The sequence below is a fragment of the Paenibacillus salivarius genome (assembly GCF_051307165.1).
Taxonomy (GTDB): Bacteria; Bacillota; Bacilli; order Paenibacillales; family Paenibacillaceae; genus Fontibacillus.
This window is the reverse complement of sequence record NZ_CP195592.1, coordinates 1,868,793-1,890,623: the sequence shown is the minus strand read 5'-3', so window position 1 is coordinate 1,890,623 and position 21,831 is coordinate 1,868,793. Positions and strand designations below refer to the sequence as shown.

At 51.9% G+C, this 21,831-nt stretch carries 17 protein-coding genes; 2 read left to right on the top strand and 15 right to left on the bottom strand.

The features are described from left to right. Window positions 1-2: 2 nt before the first annotated feature. The 8 genes from yqeH to spoVAC all read right to left on the bottom strand — a co-directional run bounded on the left by yqeH (window position 3) and on the right by spoVAC (window position 8,297). On the bottom strand, window positions 3-1,130 hold the full coding sequence (gene yqeH / locus ACSFXJ_RS08350) for a ribosome biogenesis GTPase YqeH (RefSeq protein ID WP_435924710.1): 1,128 nt from the start codon (window positions 1,128-1,130) through the stop codon (window positions 3-5). Beyond that, complete coding sequence (locus tag ACSFXJ_RS08345; RefSeq protein WP_435924709.1) at window positions 1,127-1,654, bottom strand: YqeG family HAD IIIA-type phosphatase; 528 nt, start codon at window positions 1,652-1,654, stop codon at window positions 1,127-1,129. Before ACSFXJ_RS08345 ends, yqeH begins: the two co-directional genes overlap by 4 nt. 108 nt (window positions 1,655-1,762) lie before the next feature. Next, window positions 1,763-4,057, bottom strand: coding sequence for a DUF4129 domain-containing transglutaminase family protein (locus ACSFXJ_RS08340; protein WP_435924708.1), 2,295 nt, complete (start codon window positions 4,055-4,057; stop codon window positions 1,763-1,765). After that, the gene (locus ACSFXJ_RS08335; protein ID WP_435925714.1) at window positions 4,054-5,307 is read right to left on the bottom strand and encodes a DUF58 domain-containing protein; all 1,254 of its coding nucleotides are present in this window, start codon (window positions 5,305-5,307) and stop codon (window positions 4,054-4,056) included. The genes ACSFXJ_RS08340 and ACSFXJ_RS08335 overlap by 4 nt, the downstream gene beginning before the upstream one ends. A gap of 2 nt (window positions 5,308-5,309) precedes the next feature. Beyond that, window positions 5,310-6,266 carry an AAA family ATPase gene (locus ACSFXJ_RS08330; RefSeq protein ID WP_435924707.1) on the bottom strand — a complete coding sequence of 319 codons (957 nt, stop codon included), beginning with the start codon at window positions 6,264-6,266 and terminating at the stop codon, window positions 5,310-5,312. A 158-nt stretch (window positions 6,267-6,424) separates the two neighbouring features. Next, complete coding sequence (gene spoVAE / locus ACSFXJ_RS08325; protein ID WP_435924706.1) at window positions 6,425-6,775, bottom strand: stage V sporulation protein AE; 351 nt, start codon at window positions 6,773-6,775, stop codon at window positions 6,425-6,427. Between the two features lie 2 nt (window positions 6,776-6,777). Further along, window positions 6,778-7,797, bottom strand: a complete 1,020-nt coding sequence (spoVAD, locus tag ACSFXJ_RS08320) for a stage V sporulation protein AD (protein ID WP_435924705.1) — start codon at window positions 7,795-7,797, stop codon at window positions 6,778-6,780. Next, a complete protein-coding gene (gene spoVAC, locus ACSFXJ_RS08315) occupies window positions 7,797-8,297 on the bottom strand; it encodes a stage V sporulation protein AC (RefSeq protein ID WP_435924704.1) in 501 nt (166 codons plus the stop codon). The genes spoVAD and spoVAC overlap by 1 nt, the downstream gene beginning before the upstream one ends. A gap of 408 nt (window positions 8,298-8,705) precedes the next feature. Here spoVAC and ACSFXJ_RS08310 point away from each other — a divergent pair, with 408 nt between their 5' ends. Further along, the gene (locus ACSFXJ_RS08310; protein ID WP_435924703.1) at window positions 8,706-9,779 is read left to right on the top strand and encodes a M42 family metallopeptidase; all 1,074 of its coding nucleotides are present in this window, start codon (window positions 8,706-8,708) and stop codon (window positions 9,777-9,779) included. A 66-nt stretch (window positions 9,780-9,845) separates the two neighbouring features. Here the strand turns inward: ACSFXJ_RS08310 and ACSFXJ_RS08305 are convergent, their stop codons facing one another. Continuing rightward, window positions 9,846-10,811, bottom strand: a complete 966-nt coding sequence (locus tag ACSFXJ_RS08305) for a phosphotransferase family protein (protein ID WP_435924702.1) — start codon at window positions 10,809-10,811, stop codon at window positions 9,846-9,848. A 113-nt stretch (window positions 10,812-10,924) separates the two neighbouring features. Continuing rightward, window positions 10,925-12,958 (bottom strand): beta-galactosidase, encoded by a 2,034-nt coding sequence (locus ACSFXJ_RS08300; protein WP_435924701.1) that lies wholly within the window; start codon window positions 12,956-12,958, stop codon window positions 10,925-10,927. Window positions 12,959-13,085: 127 nt separating this feature from the next. Here ACSFXJ_RS08300 and ACSFXJ_RS08295 point away from each other — a divergent pair, with 127 nt between their 5' ends. After that, window positions 13,086-13,922 (top strand): AraC family transcriptional regulator, encoded by an 837-nt coding sequence (locus tag ACSFXJ_RS08295; protein WP_435924700.1) that lies wholly within the window; start codon window positions 13,086-13,088, stop codon window positions 13,920-13,922. On the opposite strand, the gene ACSFXJ_RS08290 is transcribed toward ACSFXJ_RS08295, so the two are convergent. The 5 genes from ACSFXJ_RS08290 to ACSFXJ_RS08270 form a co-directional block, all read right to left on the bottom strand. Beyond that, window positions 13,919-16,291, bottom strand: a complete 2,373-nt coding sequence (locus ACSFXJ_RS08290) for a glycoside hydrolase family 95 protein (protein ID WP_435924699.1) — start codon at window positions 16,289-16,291, stop codon at window positions 13,919-13,921. The genes ACSFXJ_RS08295 and ACSFXJ_RS08290 overlap by 4 nt on opposite strands. A gap of 100 nt (window positions 16,292-16,391) precedes the next feature. After that, window positions 16,392-18,125 carry an ABC transporter substrate-binding protein gene (locus tag ACSFXJ_RS08285; RefSeq protein ID WP_435924698.1) on the bottom strand — a complete coding sequence of 578 codons (1,734 nt, stop codon included), beginning with the start codon at window positions 18,123-18,125 and terminating at the stop codon, window positions 16,392-16,394. A 196-nt stretch (window positions 18,126-18,321) separates the two neighbouring features. Then, window positions 18,322-19,224 carry a carbohydrate ABC transporter permease gene (locus ACSFXJ_RS08280; protein WP_435924697.1) on the bottom strand — a complete coding sequence of 301 codons (903 nt, stop codon included), beginning with the start codon at window positions 19,222-19,224 and terminating at the stop codon, window positions 18,322-18,324. A 13-nt stretch (window positions 19,225-19,237) separates the two neighbouring features. Next, window positions 19,238-20,218 carry an ABC transporter permease gene (locus ACSFXJ_RS08275; protein ID WP_435924696.1) on the bottom strand — a complete coding sequence of 327 codons (981 nt, stop codon included), beginning with the start codon at window positions 20,216-20,218 and terminating at the stop codon, window positions 19,238-19,240. A 180-nt stretch (window positions 20,219-20,398) separates the two neighbouring features. Then, window positions 20,399-21,759, bottom strand: a protein-coding gene (locus ACSFXJ_RS08270; protein WP_435921350.1) for an IS1182 family transposase whose coding sequence is annotated in 2 segments (ribosomal slippage) — window positions 20,399-21,189 and window positions 21,189-21,759 — 1,362 coding nt in all. Because the reading frame shifts where the segments join, the coding sequence is not laid out codon by codon here. Between the last annotated feature and the right edge of the window lie 72 nt (window positions 21,760-21,831).

Here is a 21,831-nt window from a genome sequence, read left to right as displayed (position 1 = left end):
CATTAGATCATGGACGGCCGCACCAGAACCTTGATGCCCTTGGGCACATGCACGGCCAACACTGCGCCTGCATCGCTGTTTACTTTGATCCATCCAAGACCGGAAACGTACAAATCCGACCGGCTCCCTTTGGGGATCCGGAATTCATGACGCGTCCATTCCGGAAGCTTTTCAAGATTTTCTTTGCTCGGCGGTGCCAGCATTTCTCCCGCGTGGTCCGCGAACAGCTCGTCCGCCCTTTCCAGCTTGGTACGGTGCAAAGGCACGCGCCCGCTAACAAAGCAGGTGAACGACTGCCGTTCTCCCTGAATAAAATCGAATCGTCCGAATCCGCCGAAAAAGATCGTCTGGCCTTCATTTAACTGGTACACCGCGGGCTTCAGCGGCTTGTCCGGCATAATGACGCCCAAGTCCTTGGGACTGACCAGCTCGCTGTACCGCGACGGATACATAATGCCGGGGGTATCGATAATTTCCCGGCCGTCATCCAGCGGAATATGTACCATATCCAGCGTGGTGCCCGGATATCTCGACACCGTCAATTCCTGATCCAGATCGCTGTAATCACGGATCAAGCGGTTGATCAGCGTCGATTTGCCGACATTCGTCGCACCGACCACGTACACATCCCTGTCGCCGCGGACCGATGCCAGCGACTCCAGCAAACGGTCGAAGCCGCTGCTTTGTTTGGCGCTGCACAGGACGACGTCCTCCACCTTCAAACCGAGTTCCTTCGCTTCTTTTTGCACCCAGTTCCGCAGTTTGTTCCAATTGGTCACCTTGGGCAGCAGGTCGATCTTGTTGACCGCAAGCAGCACCGGATTGTTGCCGATAAAGCGCTGCAGCCCGGAAATGACGCTGCCGTGAAAGTCGAATATATCGACGATGTGAATGACGAGAGCTTTTTTCCCGCCGATCTGGCTGAGCAGACGGAGAAATTCATCCTGCTCCACCGTTACAGATGAAGATTCGTTATAGTTTTTAATGCGGAAGCATCGTTGGCAGATGATCGGCTCCCGTAAAAGTGCTTGCTGCGGGACATATCCCGGTTTGTTCTGTTCCTCGGTCTGCAGTTTGATGCCGCAGCCGCTACAGCGGAAATCAAGCTCTTCGCTCCGCTTGTCTGTCATCTCTGTTTGTCCTCCTCCAGCCATAATCCCGATTTGCCCAGCCGATGCTTGACGATCCTCTCGAGCCTCCGGTTGATCCGGGTTCCGAAGCCTTCGTCCGCGGCCGAAATCGGCAGTACAAGCACGGTAAACAATCCTTGACGGTTACCGCCCAAAATATCGGTCATTAATTGATCGCCGACCACGATCGTTTCTTCGGGGCGAAGCCCCATCATCTCCATCCCTTTCCGGAACGAAGCTCCGGCCGGTTTTCTCGCCTTATGCACGAATTCAATATTCAAGGGCGTGGCAAACACCGACACCCTGTCCAGATTATTGTTAGACACGATCACAAGTTTAAATCCGGCTTTTTTCACCTTTTCGAACCATTCCACCAGCTCCGGGGTTGCCAAAGGAGCCTTGGCGCCGACCAGCGTGTTATCGAGATCGGTAATGATTCCCCGGTATCCTTGTTCATACAGGCCGTGCAAGTCGATATCAAATACGCTGCCCACGCGCAGATCGGGCAAAAATCTTTCAAACAAGTTACGTTCACCTCGGTTTCATACGACAAACTATACCATATTCTGTCCGCGCAACATATTTATATTTTAAAAAAGAAAATGTCCCCGGTGCAACCACCGGGGAATGCGCTAGGATTTCGTTTCTTTGTACGACGGCGATGTTCGATCAGCCGCAGAATGCCTTGTCTGAAGCGCCATCGTCAATTTACCGGAAATCTGTTTCACGATTTTCCATTGATTTTGCGTAAATTCCTGCGGACTGTAGCTTGCCCGTTCGAATTCCCGAAGCAAACTGTCCAGGGATGACGCCAGTCTCGGGTCCTCCAGCTTCCATCGTCCGAAGGCTTCCCGTACGGTTTCGTCCCCGCTCCGTTTGAAGCCTTTTCTCGCCAGTTTCCGCATGATGCGTTTCGTCTCCAAAATAGCCTTCTCGCTTAAGGTTAATGGCCTTCCCTTTTGCAGCCGGTAAAATCCGAAAACCAGTTCCGAACGAAAACGGTATGCCGTCCAAACCAGGATGCCCGCAATAAGGATCAGGAGGATGGTCCGGAGGGTGTCCGAATTCAGCCCACCGAACAAACCGGATTCGGATTCGGCGGTTTTTACGTCCGACGCAGTTTCGATATCGGCCAAGGTAACCACATTTTCGCCCTGTTTATACATCACCGGCGCATCAAATCCCGGAGTGGCCTCGAACGGAATCCATCCGTATTCGCCAAAATACAGCTCTGCCCAGGAATGGGCGTCCGCATTATTAACCCGGTATCCCATCATTTCCTCCGGGGCCCGCATAAACGCTTCGGGATCCGGCTGCGATCCGGGAGCGTAGCCCTTGACCCATCGAGCGGGAATTCCGAGCGACCGGGCCATCATGACCATTGAAGTGGAGAAATAATCGCAATACCCTTGCTTGATCTCAAACAGGAATCCTTCTACAAAGTCTTCGCTTTTTCTCCGGGACAGATCCGGTTTATTCGTATACTCGAAATTTTGCCTTAAATAATCCCGCAAGAGCTCCATCTTTGCATATGGCGTCTCCCCTTCGGCGGTAATCTGTTCGGCCAGTTCCCGGACCCGGACGGGAAAATCATCCGGGATTTGCAGATAATTAGGATCACGGCTCCCTTCCCACGGATACAGTTCATCCAGGCTTGCTTTCTGAATCTCCTCCAAAGGAACCACAGGCACTTCCGATACAACCTTATATTGGTGCGGATAAAGACGATCCGAAGTATCTTTCCGGCTTGCCACTCCGTTCCAGAACAGCTCCGCTTGCTCGTTGGTCCAGCTCATGTCTGCCGCAAGGATATCATCATCCAGCAATTCCACTTGCTTCATTGCATAAGCGCCGAACAGCACAGGATAAACTTCTTCATTCAGCATGGTGACCGTCTGAACAACCTCCATCATTTCCGTTTTGGAGGCCCTCGGTCCTTCAAGCGTGCCGGTCGTCGAAACTCCGATGATCCCTTTAAAACTCCGGCCTCCCTCTTGGCCTACGCTTGCCCACCCTTTGCCCGTATACTCCCTGCGCGTCTCCCCCCGCCAATACGATCTGACCGGAGAATCGACCAGCATGACCGGGCTGTAGCTGAATTCGAACCCGCCGCCAAGCTCCGTATCGTCCCGGCTGTACCCCGAAACGATCTCCTCGTCGGGAACCGCCACCACGGCTTGCGCAGCCGAGGCGGCTGCCGGCGCGGAGACCGCGCCGCCCCCGCCGCCAGCATCATTATTGCGGTTCTTCCAAGCGGTGTACGGGTCCGTCAGCACCGGTGATACCGAAGGCATGCTGATACCGACCAGCAGGACGCAAGCGAAAATGGCAAGCACGTTTGCGGCCACCCTCAGCGGCTGGCTGCGCAGCCTGCTCCACCCGTTCGGATATTTAAGCTGAAATTCCCTGAAATGAAGGCTGGCTAGCCAACCGAGCCCGGCGAATACCGTCCAGGCAACGTTTTGCCATAAATAATAGGATGTGAATGAATCCAATGATACGAAAGCAGCCAGGTTGCTTCCCAAAAAGAACAAAATCCGTTTCTTTCCCGCCGCGAATTCCAAGGACAACTCAAAGGCTCCCCAAGCTATCAGAGAAAACCACATATATGGCGAAAATAGCTCGGCCATCCCGTTCAGCTGATCGGGAATCCATCGGCCCTCCGGCGTGTATATGCCATAGCCGACGAGAACGATCCGCCAAACCGCCAACACCGCAATCGTTTTAAGCGCCCACCGCCAAACGTTTCCCAGCGGAAGCAGCTCAATTGCGGCAACCGACAGCAAGGTAAAGGTCACGAGAGCGGTCGTCTGCTTAAACCAGATCGGCTCCGTATAGTCGATCCACTGAAAAGCAATGATGACCAGCCATAATACCGATATGATCCGATACCAGGAATATGGGGCCCGGTGAAAGGCTGTTTTCATGCTCCGCCACCTCCTCCCAATGCGGCGGGCAGCTCACGCAGGGAATCCACGGAAATCCCCTTCATGCCGTGTTCCCTGAGCGCCGCCCTCCAAGGTCCCCGGCGGTAAGCCTGCTGCCCCTGAAAGCCGATATGAATGTGATATGGCGTCATTTGGCGGGATTTCGCAAAGCGCATCATTTCGAGCATATTCTGGTCCGTCAGCGGGCTGATCAGAATAAAGAATGCCCCTGGCGGAAAGCAATCCCGCTTGCCCTCCAGCTTATTCTTGTACGCGCCGTACCCATCCGCGTTAATATCGACCAGATGATGGAGCATCTGCATCCGATCCAAATAACTTTCGGCCGGAGCAAAGGCATGACACGTTTTGCCCAGAGTGCATAGACCCATGCTGATTCGTTCCCTCGCCCCGTATTCCAGCAGGGAAGCGGCGACGGAAACGGCCACTTCGAACTGGGAAGGCTGGACATAGCTGATCGAGTGGGCATCCAGCACGATCACCGTTTTCGGCAACGACTCGTGCTCGAACTCCTTCGACTTCCATGTCCCCGTCTTGGCGGTGGCATTCCAATGAATCCGCGACAGACGGTCGCCGTATATATAGTCGCGTACCCCGTTGATCTGCGTCGTTTCGCGCCGCGATACGGATACCGCCGTTTCGGGACCGGCCGATCTCGAATTCCGGCTTTGCAGCTGCCAATGGGGGATGAATACGGTCCGGGGAAGGATGCGGAATTCCCCGCCGGATTGGAACGAACCTTTGTGCTCCATCAATCCGAAGATATCCTCCGCATAACAATCGGTACCGGAAAACACATATTTCCCCCGCTCAAGCGGCGGCGTTTGGTATTCCAGGACGGTCTCCTGATTAAAGCGCGGAACGATGCTATCCTCAAAAATCCAGGAGTCGCCGTTATGCCGCTGCAAATGCTCCCTGACCACGATAAAAGGAAGCGGGATAAAGCGCGGCGTCTTGACCTGAAGCCTTACTTGGACTTGGCTCCCGGCTTTCAACAGCCCGGTCCGATCCCCTTCCAGCGACAGGCTCCGATCCCCCTTGACCCGCTTGATTCCGCCAAGTCCTCCCATCATCCAATAAATGACGAGCAGCGTCGCCATCGCGAACACCATGACCGAGGTTTTGCCGCCTTGAAACAAAACGTATAACAAACATATGAGCCAAAATGAAGCCGCTTTCCAAAAATTAAACGATGACAACCCGGATTTGAGAAGTCCCTTCATGTCGCGCATCATTACCGCCCCGCGGAAACCGGCACTTGAACCTGCCGCAATATTTGCTGTATCACATGGCCGCTATTCATGCTATCCAATCGGGATTCGGGGCGTAACAAGATCCGGTGGCTCAGCACATACGGAGCCAGTATTTTCAGATCGTCAGGGATGACGTAATGCCGGTTATGCAAATAAGCAAACGCTTTGGCAGCGTTCAGATACGCGAGGGAAGCCCGCGGCGAAGCGCCCAGCAGTACGGCGTCATGCTCCCTCGTGCGCCGCACGATGTCGAGCAAATAATCCGACAGCAGGTCGCTGATATAAACATCCCGAATCTCTCGTTGAATTTCGGCGATGCTTTCCATATCCGTCACGGGCTCGAGACGATCGGCTGGCTGCCCCTGGCTGTGGGAGTGCAGCATATATTTTTCGGTGGCCGCATCGGGATAACCCATCCCGATCTTCAGCATAAACCGGTCCAATTGAGCCTCCGGAAGCATGTAGGTTCCTTCGAAATCGATCGGGTTTTGGGTGGCGCACAGCATGAAAGGATGCGGAAGCGGGTAGGTTACCCCGTCCGCGGTCACGTTTCGCTCCTCCATCACTTCAAGCAAGGCGGATTGGGTTTTGGTCGTCGCCCGGTTAATCTCGTCGGCGAGCAATATATTCGTCATCACCGGCCCCGGACGAAACACAAAACGTTCTTCATGCGGGTGGAACACCGAGACGCCGGTAATATCGCTCGGCAAAATATCCGGATTGCACTGAATCCGCCGGTATTCTCCGTTGATCGATTTTGCGAGCGCCTTGATCAATTGGGTTTTCCCCGTTCCCGGTACGTCCTCAATGAGAACATGCCCCCCGGCAAGCAGGGCGGTCATCAGCAGTTTGATTTCAAATGATTTTCCTAAAATACATGATTCCAAATTATCTTTCACGGCGTTCAATGCTTGCATCGATTGCTCATTTACGGGCACGGCCATCCCTCCAGATATTTGTTCGTCCTGGTGCATCTTAGGTGTCTTTATCATATTTCTTCCTATTGTACATGATGTTGGATAGGTAAGTACACTGCACGAAAAAACCTTCAGCCGTTCGGCTGAAGGTTCCTGGAGATACAGTCCGTATGAAGCATTCATCCTTTCGGACGAACGACCAAAGCCGCAAGGAACGAGAAGATGATCGCCGCGGAAATACCCGCGCTGGTCACGTCGAAAATGCCGGTAATGACGCCGATCCAGCCGTCCCGCTGAAGCTCGGTCAACGCGCCGTGTACCAGCGAATTCCCGAAACTGGTGATCGGAACCGATGCGCCGGCACCGGCGAACTTGACGAGCGGATCATATATCCCGAACGCATCCATGACTGCGCCGATCACGACTAATGTACTCATCGTATGGGCCGGAGTTAACTTGAACACATCGAACATAATTTGACCGACAACGCAAAACAACCCTCCGACGACAAAAGCCCACAGAAATATCATGATTAGCTGTCCTCCCTTTCCAGAGCCACCGCGTGCGCGATGCAAGGAATGCTTTCTCCCTGCTGGTAAGACAGCGGGGAGAGAAGCGCTCCCGTGGCCGCAATCAGCACCCGGTTCAGCTCTCCTTTTTTCATCTTTTTCAAAATATGCCCATAGGTGACGACAGCCGAACACCCGCAACCGCTGCCTCCCGCAAAGACATAGGGCTGCTTCTCCCGGTCGTAGATCATGAGGCCGCAATCGTTAAAGCTCGTCCTGGCCATATCGACCCCATCTTTGTTCAACACATCTTTTACAATGGCATGTCCGACCGTAGCCAAATCCCCGGTTACGATCAGGTCATAATCTTCCGGTCCCCGCCCGGTATCCCGGAAATGGGCGACGAGCGTGTCGGCCGCGGCCGGAGCCATCGCCTCCCCCATATTAAACGGATCCTTCACGCCGAGATCCTGAATTCGGCCGATCGTCGCATGGGTAATCCGGGGCCCGGTTCCTTCCGAACTGACGACCGCAGCGCCGGCACCGGTGATGGTGTATTGGGCTGTCGGCGGTTTTTGCGATCCGTATTCGGTCGGATACCGGAACTGCTTCTCAACGGTGCAGTTATGGCTGGCCGTTCCGGCAAGGACATAATTCGCGGCCCCCGCATCCACGGTGAGCGCAGCCAATGCCAGGCTCTCCATCGAGGTCGAACAAGCCCCGAATACGCCCAGATACGGCGCGCCTATTTTCCGTGCGGCAAAAGTCGCGCTAATGATCTGGTTCATTAAATCCCCGCCGATAAACAGCTGCAGTTGTTCCCGCGAAATGCCCGCATGGATTAACGCAAGCGAGGAAGCGTGTTCCAGCAGCTTGCGTTCGGCTTTCTCCCAAGTTTTCTCGTCGATTTCCAGGTTATCGTAGATAAAATCAAAATCGGACGATAACGGGCCTTGTCCTTCCTCCGGTCCGACGACTGCCGCCGCACCGGCGATGGCCGGCTTCGATTTGAATTCCCAGGTCTGGGAACCGATCAGCACCATTAATGCACGCCTCCCAAGCCGAAAATGACATGGATGATCCCTACCACGAAGGCGGCGACGACCCCAAACACGATGACGGAACCCGCCAGCTTGAACATATTCGCCCCAACCCCGAGTACCAGGCCTTCGGCTTTCGATTCGATCGCCGAAGAGCACATGGAATTCGCGAACCCGGTAACCGGTACGGCCGATCCGGCACCCGCCCATTGGGCGATTTTATCGTACACTCCGAACGAAGTGAGGATGACGGAAATGATGATCAACACAGCGACCGTCGGGCTGCTCGCTTCCTTGGACGTCATGTGCCCGTAGGTCATGAACAACTGCTGGATGCATTGCCCGATCAGGCAGATCAGCCCTCCGACAAGAAACGCCTTCAGGCAATTTCCGAAGATGTTCGGCTTCGGTTTATGTTTTTTGGCGATTTCCTGATAATCGCTTTCGGTCAGCGACATCGAATTGAGCTTCACTCTGGCTCCGGATTTTGTCTTGGCTGGCAAATGCCATCCCTCCTATACAGGTTGAGTGGATGGATTCATTATTTGTCATTTTTCCGTTTGTTATGTGGATGCTCCGTCATATGCGAAGACGGCAAAAAAAGCGGCGTCCATCCCTTGCGGAATAACGCCGCCCAAAGCGTACTCATCATCGGACTACAGATATTGCAGGATAATCACCAGCAGGATGAACAAAAGCAATATCACAATCCAGTCCTTCGCATACCGTTCCATCGCGGATTGCCTCCTTGCCTCCGATGCATTCGGGGCAGAACTTTTGCTGCAGTATATGACGGACGAAACGCTCCCGTGCTTGCTGCTCTGCGGATTTTGCACAGAATACGATGAAAATGGACATTCCTTTCAAGCTGGTACATACTAAATAATGATGGAAAGGAGAGAACGACTGATATGAACAGTAAAACATTGGAATTGTTTAAGCATTTGACGGAATTTCCTTCCGCTCCGGGCTTCGAACGCGAGCTTCGCGGATGGTTCAAGGAGCGGTTGTCCGAATACACGGACGAATTCGTACAGGACCGCTTGGGCAGCCTATTCGGCGTGCTGCGCGGCGACGATGCAGGTCCCAAGATCATGGTGGCAGGCCATTTCGACGAAGTCGGGTTTATGACGACGGGCATTACGGACAATGGCATGGTACACTTCCAGCCGCTCGGCGGCTGGTGGAGCCAAGCCGTGTTGGCACAGCGTCTGCAAATCATTACCCCGAAGGGCCGGATTATCGGTGTCGTCGGGTCGATTCCTACCCACCTGCTGGACGAAGCCCAACGCAGCAAACCGGTCGACATCAAGACGATGTACCTGGATATCGGCGCGGACAGCCGCGAGGAAGCCGAAGCCGCCGGCGTTCGGCCTGGACAGCAAATCGTACCGATTTGCGAGTTCACGCCGATGGTCAACCCGAAGAAGATTATGGCCAAAGCCTGGGACAACCGTTACGGCGTAGGACTCGCGGTTGAACTGATGGAAGCGCTGCATGGAGAGAAGCTGCCGAATACGCTGTATTGCGGGGCTACCGTGCAGGAAGAGCTTGGCCTCCGCGGCGCGCGGACGTCGGCGAATCTGATTCAGCCGGATATTTTCTTCGGCCTGGACGCCAGCGCCGCCAACGATATGACCGGCGATAAGCGCGCGTTCGGCCAACTGGGGCAAGGCGCGCTGCTGCGGATTTACGATCCGACGATGCTTACTCACCGGGGCATGGTGGAATACATTCAGGATACGGCGGATACGAACAAAATCAAGTATCAATATTTCGTTTCGCCGGGCGGCACCGATGCAGGCCAGGTCCATTTGAGCGGAATCGGCGTTCCGTCGACGGTCATCGGGATTTGCTCCCGATATATCCATACCTCTTCCTCGATCATCCACACGGACGATTACGCAGCGGCAAAAGAACTGCTGATCAAGCTGGTGAAGGGTCTTGACCGGACTACCTTGAACACCATTCTGGAGCGGAGCTAACCTGTTTTTATAAAAAAAGGGACTATTCTTCCGTATCGCAAAAAGATACGAAAGAATAGTCCTTCTTCATGCTCGAGCGCTCTTTAAGCTTTCCCAGGTCTGCGTGAGATGGCTAGCCGCCCAGCGGATATAATCTTGATCGCCGTATTGCCGGTATGTACATTCGATATGCAGGATCAATGCAAGGTAAAGGTCGTACAGGCCCAGTCGCTCTTTTTCACGTTCCGAAAACTCCGTTTTCCCGTAACCTTCATGAAAAGCCGGGACTTCACCGGCCAGACCGCGGTAATAATATTCCATCAACGGGTCTCCCCACAGCGCACGTTCGCAATCGATCAGTCCGATAATCCGGCCTTCCGCGACGAACACATTTCCGTCCCATAAATCCCAATGGACCAAAGAGGGTTGGACTACTTCCTTCAAGCTTTCCCTGTGCGACTCTACTTGCGCTATGATTTCCTCCTCCCTCGCCGGCAAAGTTACGGATCTGTCTTTGGCATCGGCAAGAATGCCCGTCACCATTTCCGTAAATACATCCGCCCAGTCGCTGCCCTGCTGTTCCTCCAGCGCGTAGTAACCGAACCGTTCGCCCCGGATTTCGTTGATCCGGCGGTTGTAGCTCCCAAGCTCCCGCTCGATTTGTTCCCTCTCTTCTTTCGGGAGATCCGCCTTGACTTTGTTATACGGAGTCCCCGGCAAATGTTCCATCAGAAAGCATTCTACCCCGCTGTCCGCAGCCTGGTAATAATAAACCTCCGGCACCGGAACCTCACCCGTACGCTTCAGCAGCCGGAGTACTTCAACTTCCGTACGCATCACATGGCGCTCGTAGCGCATCATTCCCCCCTCCTCGGCGGGAGCCGCCTTTAACACGGCACGTGTTCCGTCGTTCAACAAAAGTGCGTACGCCGAGTTAAACCATCCATCCTTTAGCTCATGTACTTCCTCTATCGAACGGCGGGACCCGAACGCCTTTGAAACTATCGCAGCCAATTCTCCCGGATTCAATTGCCGCTTTATTGCGTTATCCATCCGCATCCCTCCATCCATTTCCTTTAACCATTTGGTATTATCCAATGCATGCCCTAATTCCTGCAAAAAACCGCCGGTTCTTCACAGAAACCGGCGGTTTGCGTTAAAACTGCTTAAGATCTTTTGCTTTCCAGAATAATGACGCCGCGGCCCGGAACGGTGACGGAATCCTTCACTTCCTTGCCTGCGAGAAGGTCTTTCATCCCTTCGGAGCCGATTTCGACACCGGCGTCCTCGGCATTATGGTTGAGCACGAACAGGAATTCCTTGCCGTCCTTCACCCGGCGCGCCACTTCCACGCCCGCAGGGGCATCCAGCAGCGGCCGGATTCCCTTTTCCTCGCAAAGGTTCTCAAGGAAGCCCCGCAAAAATGCATCTTCCGGGCTGCTTGCCACATAATAGGCCCGGCCTTTGCCGAAACGGTTTACGGTAAGAACCGGCATGCCTTTATAGAAATCGGAGCCGTACTCCGCGAGCACTTCCGCGCCTTCGGAATGGATCAGATCGCAGAGCAAACCGCATTCGTACTGCCCTTTTAACTGTCCCCAGCCCTCTTTCATCACGATCTGGTTCTTCTGTTCCGGCAGAAGCGCATCGATTTCTTCGGCCCAGATGCCCATTACCTTGCGCAATTCGCCAGGGTAACCGCCGGTCGTCACAATATCGTTTTCGTTGACGATGCCGCTGAAGAACGTCGTCACGAACGTGCCGCCGTTCGCCGTAAACTCCTCCACTTTTTTGGCAAAGCCCGGCTTCACCATGTACATCACCGGAGCAATGACGATTTCGTATTTGCTGAAATCTTCCTCCACCGATACCATATCTGCTTCCACATGCATCCGGAACAAAGCATCGTAATATTTATGGACTTCTTTTTCATAATTCAAAGCAATCGTCGGTCCGCTGGACAATTCGGTAGCCCAACGGTTCTCCCAATCGAATACGATTGCGATCTTGGCGTCCGTACGGGCATCCAGCAGCGTATCTCCCAGTTGCATAAGTTCGCTTCCCAGCTCCGCGCATTCCCGGAAAACCCGGGTGTGCTCATGCCCGACATGCTCGATGACCGCGCCGTGGTATTTCTCGCAAGCCCCGATAGAACGGCGCAATTGGAAAAACATGACGGTGTCCGCACCGCGCGCAACGGCCTGGTAACTCCACAATCGCATGACACCGGGACGTTTCAGGGAGTTATACGGCTGCCAGTTTTGCTGGCTCGGCGTTTGTTCCATCAGCATGAACGGATCCCCGCTTTTCAGCCCCCGCATCAGATCATGCGTCATTGCCGTATGGCTCACAGGGGTCGTCAGGGACGGATAGTTGTCCCAAGACACGATATCCATATGCTTCGCCCATTTGAAGTAGTCGAGCTCCGGGTAAAAGCCCATCAAATTGGTCGTAATCGGAACGTTCGGCGTATGCTTTTTGATTTCTTCATGCTCCAGCTTGTAGCATTCCAGAAGGCTGTCGGACATAAATCGGCGGTAATCCAGCGAGATGCCTTGGAAATTCGTGCGGTTGCCGCCCCATTCCTCGCTCAGCTCGCTCGGAGGAACGATATCCTCCCAGTCGTAAAAGGTATGTCCCCAGAACCGGGTATTCCAGGCTTTGTTCAACGCATCCAGCGTTCCGTAGCGTTCCTTGAGCCAGGTACGGAAAGCCGCAGCGCAATTGTCGCAGTAACAGTAACCGCCATACTCGTTGGATACGTGCCAAATCAGCAGACCCGGGTGATCCTTGTAGCGTTCCGCGAGCTTTCCGGCCATACGGACGGAATATTTCCTGTAAGTAGGCGAGTTAGGGCAGGAATTGTGCCGTCCGCCGAACTTCCGCTTTCTCCCCTGCACGTCCACCCGGGTGACATCCGGATATTTTCTGGCCATCCATGCCGGATGAGCCGCCGTGCTGGTAGCCAAACAGACATAGACTCCGCTTTTGTACAAGCGGTCCATCGTCTCGTCGAGCTGGGCAAAATCATAAGTATCCTCATCCGGCTGATTCAAAGCCCACGAGAATACATTGACCGTGGCCACGTCGATGCCGGCCAGCTTGAACATCCGCTCGTCTTCTTTCCAAATTTCCGAATCCCATTGCTCGGGGTTATAGTCTCCGCCATACCATATTTTGGGCAGCTTTTCGTTGATCACTGCTTACACATCCTTTGTATGTGATATAATTATATATCCATTGTAAGATGCAATTCAGTCCCTTTATATATAATATTATCGACTTAGGATATAAAAATATGGAACAGAATAAAGGAGAGACTCCCTCATGAAACCCCTGACCTTCCGCCGCTTCGTGTTTTCGCCTTCCGGAAACCCTCACCTTCCTCTTCAGGTAGACAGCGTCGGTTATAATCCGAACCAAGAAAAAATCTCCCGCCCCGAAGGATACCCTTGTTACCATTGGATCCAAACGGAAGCGGGAGCCGGAAAACTCTCGTATGGCAGCGAAACCGTCATGCTGGAACCGCACAGCGGCTTTTTGCTGCCCCCCGGGATGCCCCATTCCTATGAGTCCCCCCAGGGAAAAATATGGAGTACCTACTACTTGACCTTCGGCGGCGAAACCGCAAGCCAAATTTTGTCCGCATTCGCGATTCGGGAGCCCGCCCTGTTCCGTTGGGAACCGAACTCGCCGCTCGCTCTATTGCTCGGAACGATGCTTGAAAAACTGGAAAGCGAGCATGATTTATTCGGCTTGGAGACTTCCGCCGATACGTACCGTTTTCTGGGGCTGTTAAGCAAATACGGACAAGAAAGCAACCAGATCTCGATCACTCGGAATATGGAAAAATTAGAGCATCTGCTCGAATGGATGGAGCAGCACTACGGCAATCCGGACATCGGACTGGACAATCTGGCGGGCGTGCTCGGCATTTCCGGCCGTCATCTCAGCAAGCTTTTTCAATCCACGTTCGGACTTTCCCCTTATGCCTATCTGGTCCAAATGCGGATTCATAAAGCCAAGGAGCGCCTGGCCGGTGTTCCGAACCTTACCGTAGCGGCCATCGCTGGAGAAACAGGCTTTCGGGATGCAAGCCATTTTGTGGCTACATTTCGAAAGCATACGGGGCTCACGCCTCAGCAATTCCGCAAACTGCATTAGTCGGCCGAAATGACATACGTTTCGCCCGTCACTGCCTGGAAGCGTCCTTCTTCCGAGGGAACGGCGGTTCCGTCCGCTTTTGAAACGCGGATGCGCTTTCCGTTGTAGCGTACCGTGCATTGACCGCTATGCGAAGCGGTAATGCGCGCCTCCTCTAGTCGCCCCTCTTTCCAAGAGATACCGACAGTATATCCGCCTCTTGCTTTTAAGCCGCTGATACGCCCTGTGGGCCACGCTTCCGGCAACGCGGGCAGCAGGTGGATTCCGGCACGATGGCTTTGTAACAACATTTCGGCAATCCCCGCGACACCTCCGAAATTACCGTCAATTTGGAACGGCGGATGATCGTCGAACAGATTCGGATAGGTGGAACGGGCAAGCAGCGTATGCACGAACCGGTAGGCCGCTTCACCATCCCCGAGCCGGGCATACAGGTTGATCAGCCAGGCGCAGCTCCAGCCCGTATGGCCTCCGCCATTGCTGATCCGTGCGTCTAGCGACTTGCGCGCAGCCTCCGCCAATTCCGGAGTATCCTCCGGCGTAATGGCATCGCCCGGATACAGCCCATACAAATGGGATACGTGCCGATGTCCCGGTTCGGCTTCAACGAAATCTTCTCTCCACTCGCGAAGGCGTCCGTCCGGACCGATTTCCGGTTTGGCCATACGCTCCAATGTCGCTTCGAGCATTCGAGCCCAGTCGTAATCGGCATCCAAAAGATCGGCCGCTTGAATGCAATGGCCAAACAATTCCCTGATCAAGGAGAGGTCCATCGTCGAACCCGCGGATACGCTGCAAGACTCCCCGTCTTCCGTCAAAAATTTATTTTCCGGGGAGGTTGACGGAGCCGTCACTAACATGCCGTCCGGTGCAGGCACGAGCCAATCCAGGCAAAATTCCGCGGCGCCCTTCATCAACGGATACGCCGTTTCCCGCAAATATGATTTATCCAGTGTAAAAACATAGTGCTCCCACAGATGCCTGCATAACCAGACTCCGCCCATCGGCCACAAGGCCCAGCTCGGGTCTCCGTCGCTCGGCGTGGACATTCTCCATAGGTCGACATTGTGGTGGGCCACCCAACCCCGGGTACCATAATGAATCCGTGCGGTTCTCGCCCCGGTTACGCTAAGATCCCGAATCAGGTCGAACAACGGCTCGTGGCACTCGCTTAAATTACATACCTCCGCAGGCCAGTAGTTCATCTCCGTATTAATATTCGTCGTATAGTTACTGTTCCATGGCGGCTGCATATGAGGATTCCAAATGCCTTGCAAATGGGCGGCTTCCGTGCCCGGTCTGGAGCTTCCCATCAGCAAGTAACGCCCATATTGGAAATATAGGGCTTCCAGCATCGGGTCGCTTTCTCCGGCTTGATAACGTTTAAGGCGTTGGTCCGTCGGCAGCGATACCGCAGTATCGGATTCCCCCAGACTAAGATCCACGCGCCCGAACAGGCTTTGATGTTCCGCTGTATGCCTGCGCCGCAATTCTTCAAACCCGATGCGAACGGCCGCATCCAATAAAGGTCGGCATTTTTCCGCCGGCGATGCTTCGGGTCCGCTACCCGGCATAACGCCGTATCCGGCAAAATCGGTTGCTGCGGCAAGCAGAATGGTTACTGATTTGGCTCCGTCTATTTTGGCAAGTCCTTGATTCCAGGCAACGGTCCCGCCATCCTGCAAGATCCGCGCTTCCGCAACAAAGGACATCCCTAACCCTTCTTCGTATAAAATCGATTGCGGATGATCGCCCATATAATTGTCGGCAATATGACTCGGCGCCCGTCCGCTCATCCGAAGTCCGCCCTCTGCAGCGACATCCTCCGTCATATGAACCAGCGGAGAATCCAGCGTGATCGACAATTGCAACGGTTCATCGGATTCCGACAGGTAGCGGATGGCCAAAACCTGATCGACGGCGCTAATAAATATTTCCCGGGTAAAACGGGATCCTCCCCGGCTATACGTAACCGCAGCCGTTCCTGTTTCCAAATTCAGTTCTCTGACATAATCACGGGTGGCCGCTTCGCCGTGATGCTCTATCTTCAGATCTCCTAATGGTTGATAGGACTCCGTTCGACGTCCGAGCATTTTTTCCTTGGCCAGGTTATCCGCTTCTTTATATTTCCCAAGAAATATCAGTTCCCGGACCTTATTCAAATGCCGGATCGCATCGTAATTTTGGGTATCCCGCGGAAAGCCGGACCAAAGCGTGTCTTCGTTCAGCGCGACGACTTCGGTCCGATCCCCTCCGAAAACCATGCCGCCAATCCGCCCGTTTCCGACCGGCAGAGCCTCTTCCCAGCGGGAAGCGGGCTGATTGTACCAAAGTTTCCACGGTGTGCCCGGAATCTTCATTTCTGTCATGTTCATATCCCTCCGCGACTTCAAACTTAAGAGAAAAGGCCCGAAGAATGCACGGGCCTTTTCCAATTCATTCTATTCAATTTCTCGGGCCATTCAAAGATTATTGAACGTCCTTGCCGGTGAACAACGATACTCTCTTCTTCACAAGCTCTGTAAACTCGGCTTCCATTTTTTCTGCGCCGGCTTTGTTCAGTTCGGCAATGAAGCCGTCATAGATCTTGTCGAATTGGTCTGGTTTAGCCAGTACAGCTTCAGGAATTTTCTTACGAATAATATCTTGTGTTTTTTGGAAAATCACTTGATAGTCCCCATCCGTAGGAACCGGCATGTTGTACAATGCGCCCCACTCTTTTACAGGGAATTCATCTTCGCTAGGGAACAAGTCTTTCCAAGTCGTTGCGCCGTAAGCTTTCAAAGTTTCTTTTTCAGCTTCCGTATAACCTGCAACGATTTGTTCTGGGAAGTTCGTTGTGTAATAGTTGTCAGTGGAGTCCTTCACACCATCGCCATACCAAGGTGCAAGTACTCTGTACTGTCCGATACCTGTTTCTTTTGCAAAGTTATTTGCGTCATTGACTTTTCTGTCTTGAATGTCTGCAGGGACTACACGTTGTCCATTTTCATCAACAGTGTAATGTTTGCCTTCAATACCCCAGTTTCTGAGCACTTGACCTTCTTCAGATGCGAGCCAATCGATGAATTGAATAGCACGAACCGGATCTTTACATGCCGTAGTGATTGCGATACCGTATCCGTCAACACCTACACTTTGGAAGGAACGGTCTTTGTATTCCTCAGTCAAAGTAACAGGCAAGTGAGCATAAGTAAATTCGTCTTTACCCGCCGTCTTCAGCGCATTTTCACCATCTTGATATTCCCATTCTTGGCTGATCAGGCCAAGGACACGACCGCTGGCTACTTTTGCCTTGTATTGGTCATCTTTTTGAACAAATGTTTCTTTGTCCAGAAGACCTTCATTGTACATATGGTTCAACCAACGGAAGTATTCTTTCTCTTCCGGACGTTTGTAATGCAATTTTGCCTCATAAGTTTCCGGATCTACAAAGTATTCTCCATCGTCAGGAGCACCTGTTGCCAGGAAGGCAGGGTTCGTAACAGTGATCATGATTTTCCAGTCATCCGCATTCAGGGAAAGCGGAATCGTAGGTTGTCCGTCCGTAGTCGGGTTTTTCTCAACATATTGTTTTAATGCGTTTTCAAAATCTTTTACAGTCCGGATTTGCGGATAACCCAGTTCTTTCAGGACGCGCTGCTGGATTTCAAAACCGCCGGTTGCATCGAAATACTGATTGTCTACCCCGCCGTTTGTGGTGATCGAATAAATTGCCGGGTCGTCATTGCTGTATTTCATGCGGTTCATGTTGTCCCCGATGACCTTTTTAATGTTCGGGCCATGCTCTTCAATCAGGTCCGTGAGATCAATAACAAGACCTGCGTCAATCAAATTGGACAGCTCGCCTTTTGCAAAAATCAAGTCCGGAACGTCTCCGCTCGCCGTCATCAATGCAATTTTGTTTTCGCCGCCGCCGCTGCCTACGTCGAATTCGGCTTCAAGGGTGACGCCTGTTTTTTCAGTAATGACTTTCCCTACTTCGTCCTGCATGTTATTCCAGTTAGGGCTTGCATCCGCACCAAAGAATGTGAAAGTGATCGGGTCCTTGGAATCCGCAGCTTGCGAATTTTCTGTAGTGCCTTTGTTGCCCGTGTTGCCGCCGCCAGAAGCCTTTTCATTGCCGGAGTTACCGCATCCGCCGATGAGCAGGGTCGTTGCCAGCAAAAGAGCAGCAAATGTTTTTGGAGTTTTCCAATTCATGTCTACTTTCCCCCTATAATAATTTTAAACTGTATTGTATAGCAGGCTCAGCCTGTTTATACCGAATGGAAATCCTTGCAACCCCTTCAAGAAAGGGCTTTCAATCGATGGATTAAAAATAGGTTCTTCCATCTTTTTTTGCGTTCCGCGAAACTTCGACAAGCTTGGCGGAACGCAGAGGTTACATGCATGAGATTTAAGCTTTAACAGCACCCAACGTCATACCGGACACAAAGTATCTTTGCAGGAACGGATATACGAAGAGGATCGGAACAGTTACAACGATGGTAATCGCCATCTTAATCGACTCCGGCGAGACCTGAGCCATTTGGTTCGCCAGGTCATTTGCATTCCTCATCGCCGAACCTTGGTTGGTGCTCGCAAGCACTTTCATTAACTCATATTGCAAAGTGGTCAAATGAGTCTTGTTTCCGTTATACAAGTAAGTGTCAAACCAGGAATTCCATTGCCCCACTGCCAGAAACAACGCGATTGTCGCGAGAACCGGCTTACAAAGAGGCAAAATAATTTTATAGAAAATCTTGAAGTCGTTCGCTCCGTCCAGCTTTGCCGATTCTTGCAAGGCATACGGCAAGCCGTCGATAAAGGAACGAATGATAAACACGTTAAATGCGCTCACAATACCCGGAAGGACATAAACCCAGAACGTACCGATCAAATCGAGATGACGCATCAGCATGTACGTTGGAACCAAGCCGCCGGAGAAATACATGGTGAAAGCCAGAAATGTAGAAACAAATTTTCTCGCCGAGAAGTCCTGACGGCTTAACGTATAAGCCAGCATCGACGAACTGACCAAGCCCAGCAAAGTACCTACAATTGTTCTAAGAATGGTGATTTTAAAGCCTTGAATAAGCCCTGTATAGCTGAAAATCGTACTGTAGTTCTCCCAAGTGAAATCACGAGGCCAAAGATAGATGCCGCCGCGAACTGTGTCTACCGAATCGTTTAACGAAATCGCAAGCACGTTCAGGAAAGGATACAATGTGATGATCATGATAATCCCCATGATAATGAAGTTGGTGATATCAAAAATCTTTTCAGCCCTGGTTGCATTAAAAGCTTTTGATGCTGCCATCTTTTCCCCTCCCCTACATAATGCTTTCTTTCGTTGTCTTCTTCATAATTCCGTTTGCCGTTAGCAGCAATATGATACTCACGACAGAGGTGAACATACTGATCGCGGTACCGTACGAGAATCGCCCGATATTGATACCGTAATTCAATGCATACAAGTCCAATACTTCCGAGTAGTCTTTGACAAGCGCATTTTGAAGCTGGAACTGCTTTTCGAAGCCGATACCAATCAAATGACCGATCGACATAATCAACAATACCGATATCGTAGTCCGGATCCCCGGAAGCGTAATATTCCAAATTTGTCTGAAACGTCCGGCGCCATCGACGCGGGCAGCTTCATAGAGCTCCTTATCGATTCCTGTAATCGCTGCCAAATAAATAATCGCGTTCCAGCCCGTTTCCTTCCAAATGTCGGCACTGGTTACAATTCCCCAGAACCATTTGCCTTGGGCCATAAACTGTATAGGTTCATTAATAATGTTCAGGTTCACCAGGAGATCATTCACGATCCCGCCGTCAGTGGACAGCATCTTAGTAATGATACCTCCGACCACGACCCAGGAAACAAAGTGAGGCAAGTAGGAAACCGTTTGTACCGTACGTTTGAAAACCGTACCGCGAAGTTCGTTCAGGAATACCGCGAAAAAGATCGGAACGATAAACCCGAAAACCAAACCCAGACCACTCATGGCGAGTGTGTTTCTTAATACGAGATAAAATCTTTCATCCTGGAACAGTTCTGCGAAGTTTTTAAAACCGACCCATTTCTGATCCGAAAACGACTTGGCCGGCTTGTAGTTCTGGAACGCCATCGTCCATCCCCACACAGGCAAATAACTGAATACAAAACACCAAATAACGAATGGCAAGGACATCAGGTACAAATATTTCTGCCGGACTATACTTTTCCAAAATCCTTCCTTCCGCTTCTTCCGCGGTTCAGGGGATACGCTTACATTTCTAGTCTCGGAGCTCGCTGATAGCGTTTCCATCTGTCCAATCCCCCCTTCTTTTCTATACCTTTATGATATAGGAGGGAGGGGATCCGAAATACCCGACAGATTTCGAACAAAACCATATAAAAATTCAGATTGTCGAGAAACCCACGTCTTTGAGACGGTGGGTTTCTCTTTTTTATTTGCAGTGTACTCTCAAGGTTTATAAAGAGGGGATCATCCCCACTTTTCCAGGCGATCCAGATGGATCGCCATCTTCTTCATGTTCTGCACAGCGGCCGTCATCAAAGCTTGTTCTTTGACGTTAGCCAATCCGCGTAAACGGCAATAGCGAAACCCATGGAGCTCTTTGGCATCCGCGAAGCTTCGCTCAATCGTTTCTTTTCGTTTGCGGTACAACTGTTTGCCGTCACGGCTCAGCCGGTTGTTTCGTACCCACTCTTTGCTGTCCTCCCATACGTGACGGGTCAACACCTTTCGGTGGTTACGGGAATGAGTGCATTGCGCAAGCATAGGACATTGTTTGCAATGCTCCGGGTCCGACGCATACTGTCGGTAACCCTTTCGGTCGGTCGTCCGGTATGTCAGACGGTGCTCTGCTGGACAGATATAAGTGTTGTTTTCGGCGTCGTAAATAAACTTCCACTTCGGAAATAGGCCTTGCTTGGGGTGAAATCTCCGGTGTGCAATCACTGCAAAAATTTTTCGTTCTTGTAAACCACGGCAAATCGGCGTCGTTAAATAACCCGAATCCAGCGCTACAGCTTCTACTCGAAAACCAAAACGTTCTCTCTGACGGTCTAAACGAGATAAATACGGAACCGAATCATGGACATTTCCCGGCGTGATGTGGACATCGGTAATGAGATTGTATTTGAGATCCACCGTCCGGTGGTCGAGATAAAAGAACCCTTCTGGCTTTCCGTCACGAACCATATAGCCGCTCTCTGGATCTGTGGTGCTCACTTTAATTTCCTTGGTTTCACTCACTTCCTCTCGCTCTTTTAGGGCTTTTTTCCATGCGCTTTACGGTCCTCCGTGACGGCTCCATTGAGTTCGTCAATATAGTCCTTGGTGTTTTGCAGAACTTCCTGCTTGGTATATTGGTGCTTGTTGGCGTTGGCTTTCACATGAGTCGAATCGGTGATAAGTACGCGTCCGCCCACCATTTTATGTGAAATGGCTTGGAGAACGATTTCATCAAAGATCTCTTGAAAAATATCCGTATCCTTAAAGCGAGTTCGCCGGTTCCAGCTAATCGTCGAATGGTCTGGGACTTTATCGGTCAGGCCCAGACCCAAAAACCAACGATAAGCCAAATTGGTTTGAACCTCTCGTTCCAACTGGCGTTCGGAGCGAATGCCATAAAAATAGCCGAGAAAAATCATCTTAAACAGGATGACTGGATCAATGGCCGGGCGTCCATTGTCCGCACAATACAGGGGCTGAACCTTTTTTTCAATAAAAGAGAAGTCGATATACTTGTCTACTTTACGCAGCAAGTGATCTTGTGGAACCAGTTCTTCGATCGAAACGAATTCATAGCTTTGTTGTTTTTCCCGATTAGATCTCAGCACCAAAAACACCATCCGTTCATGAGTAGTTACATATATTATACAACATTAACGCGGTGCCGTCTTAAATTAATT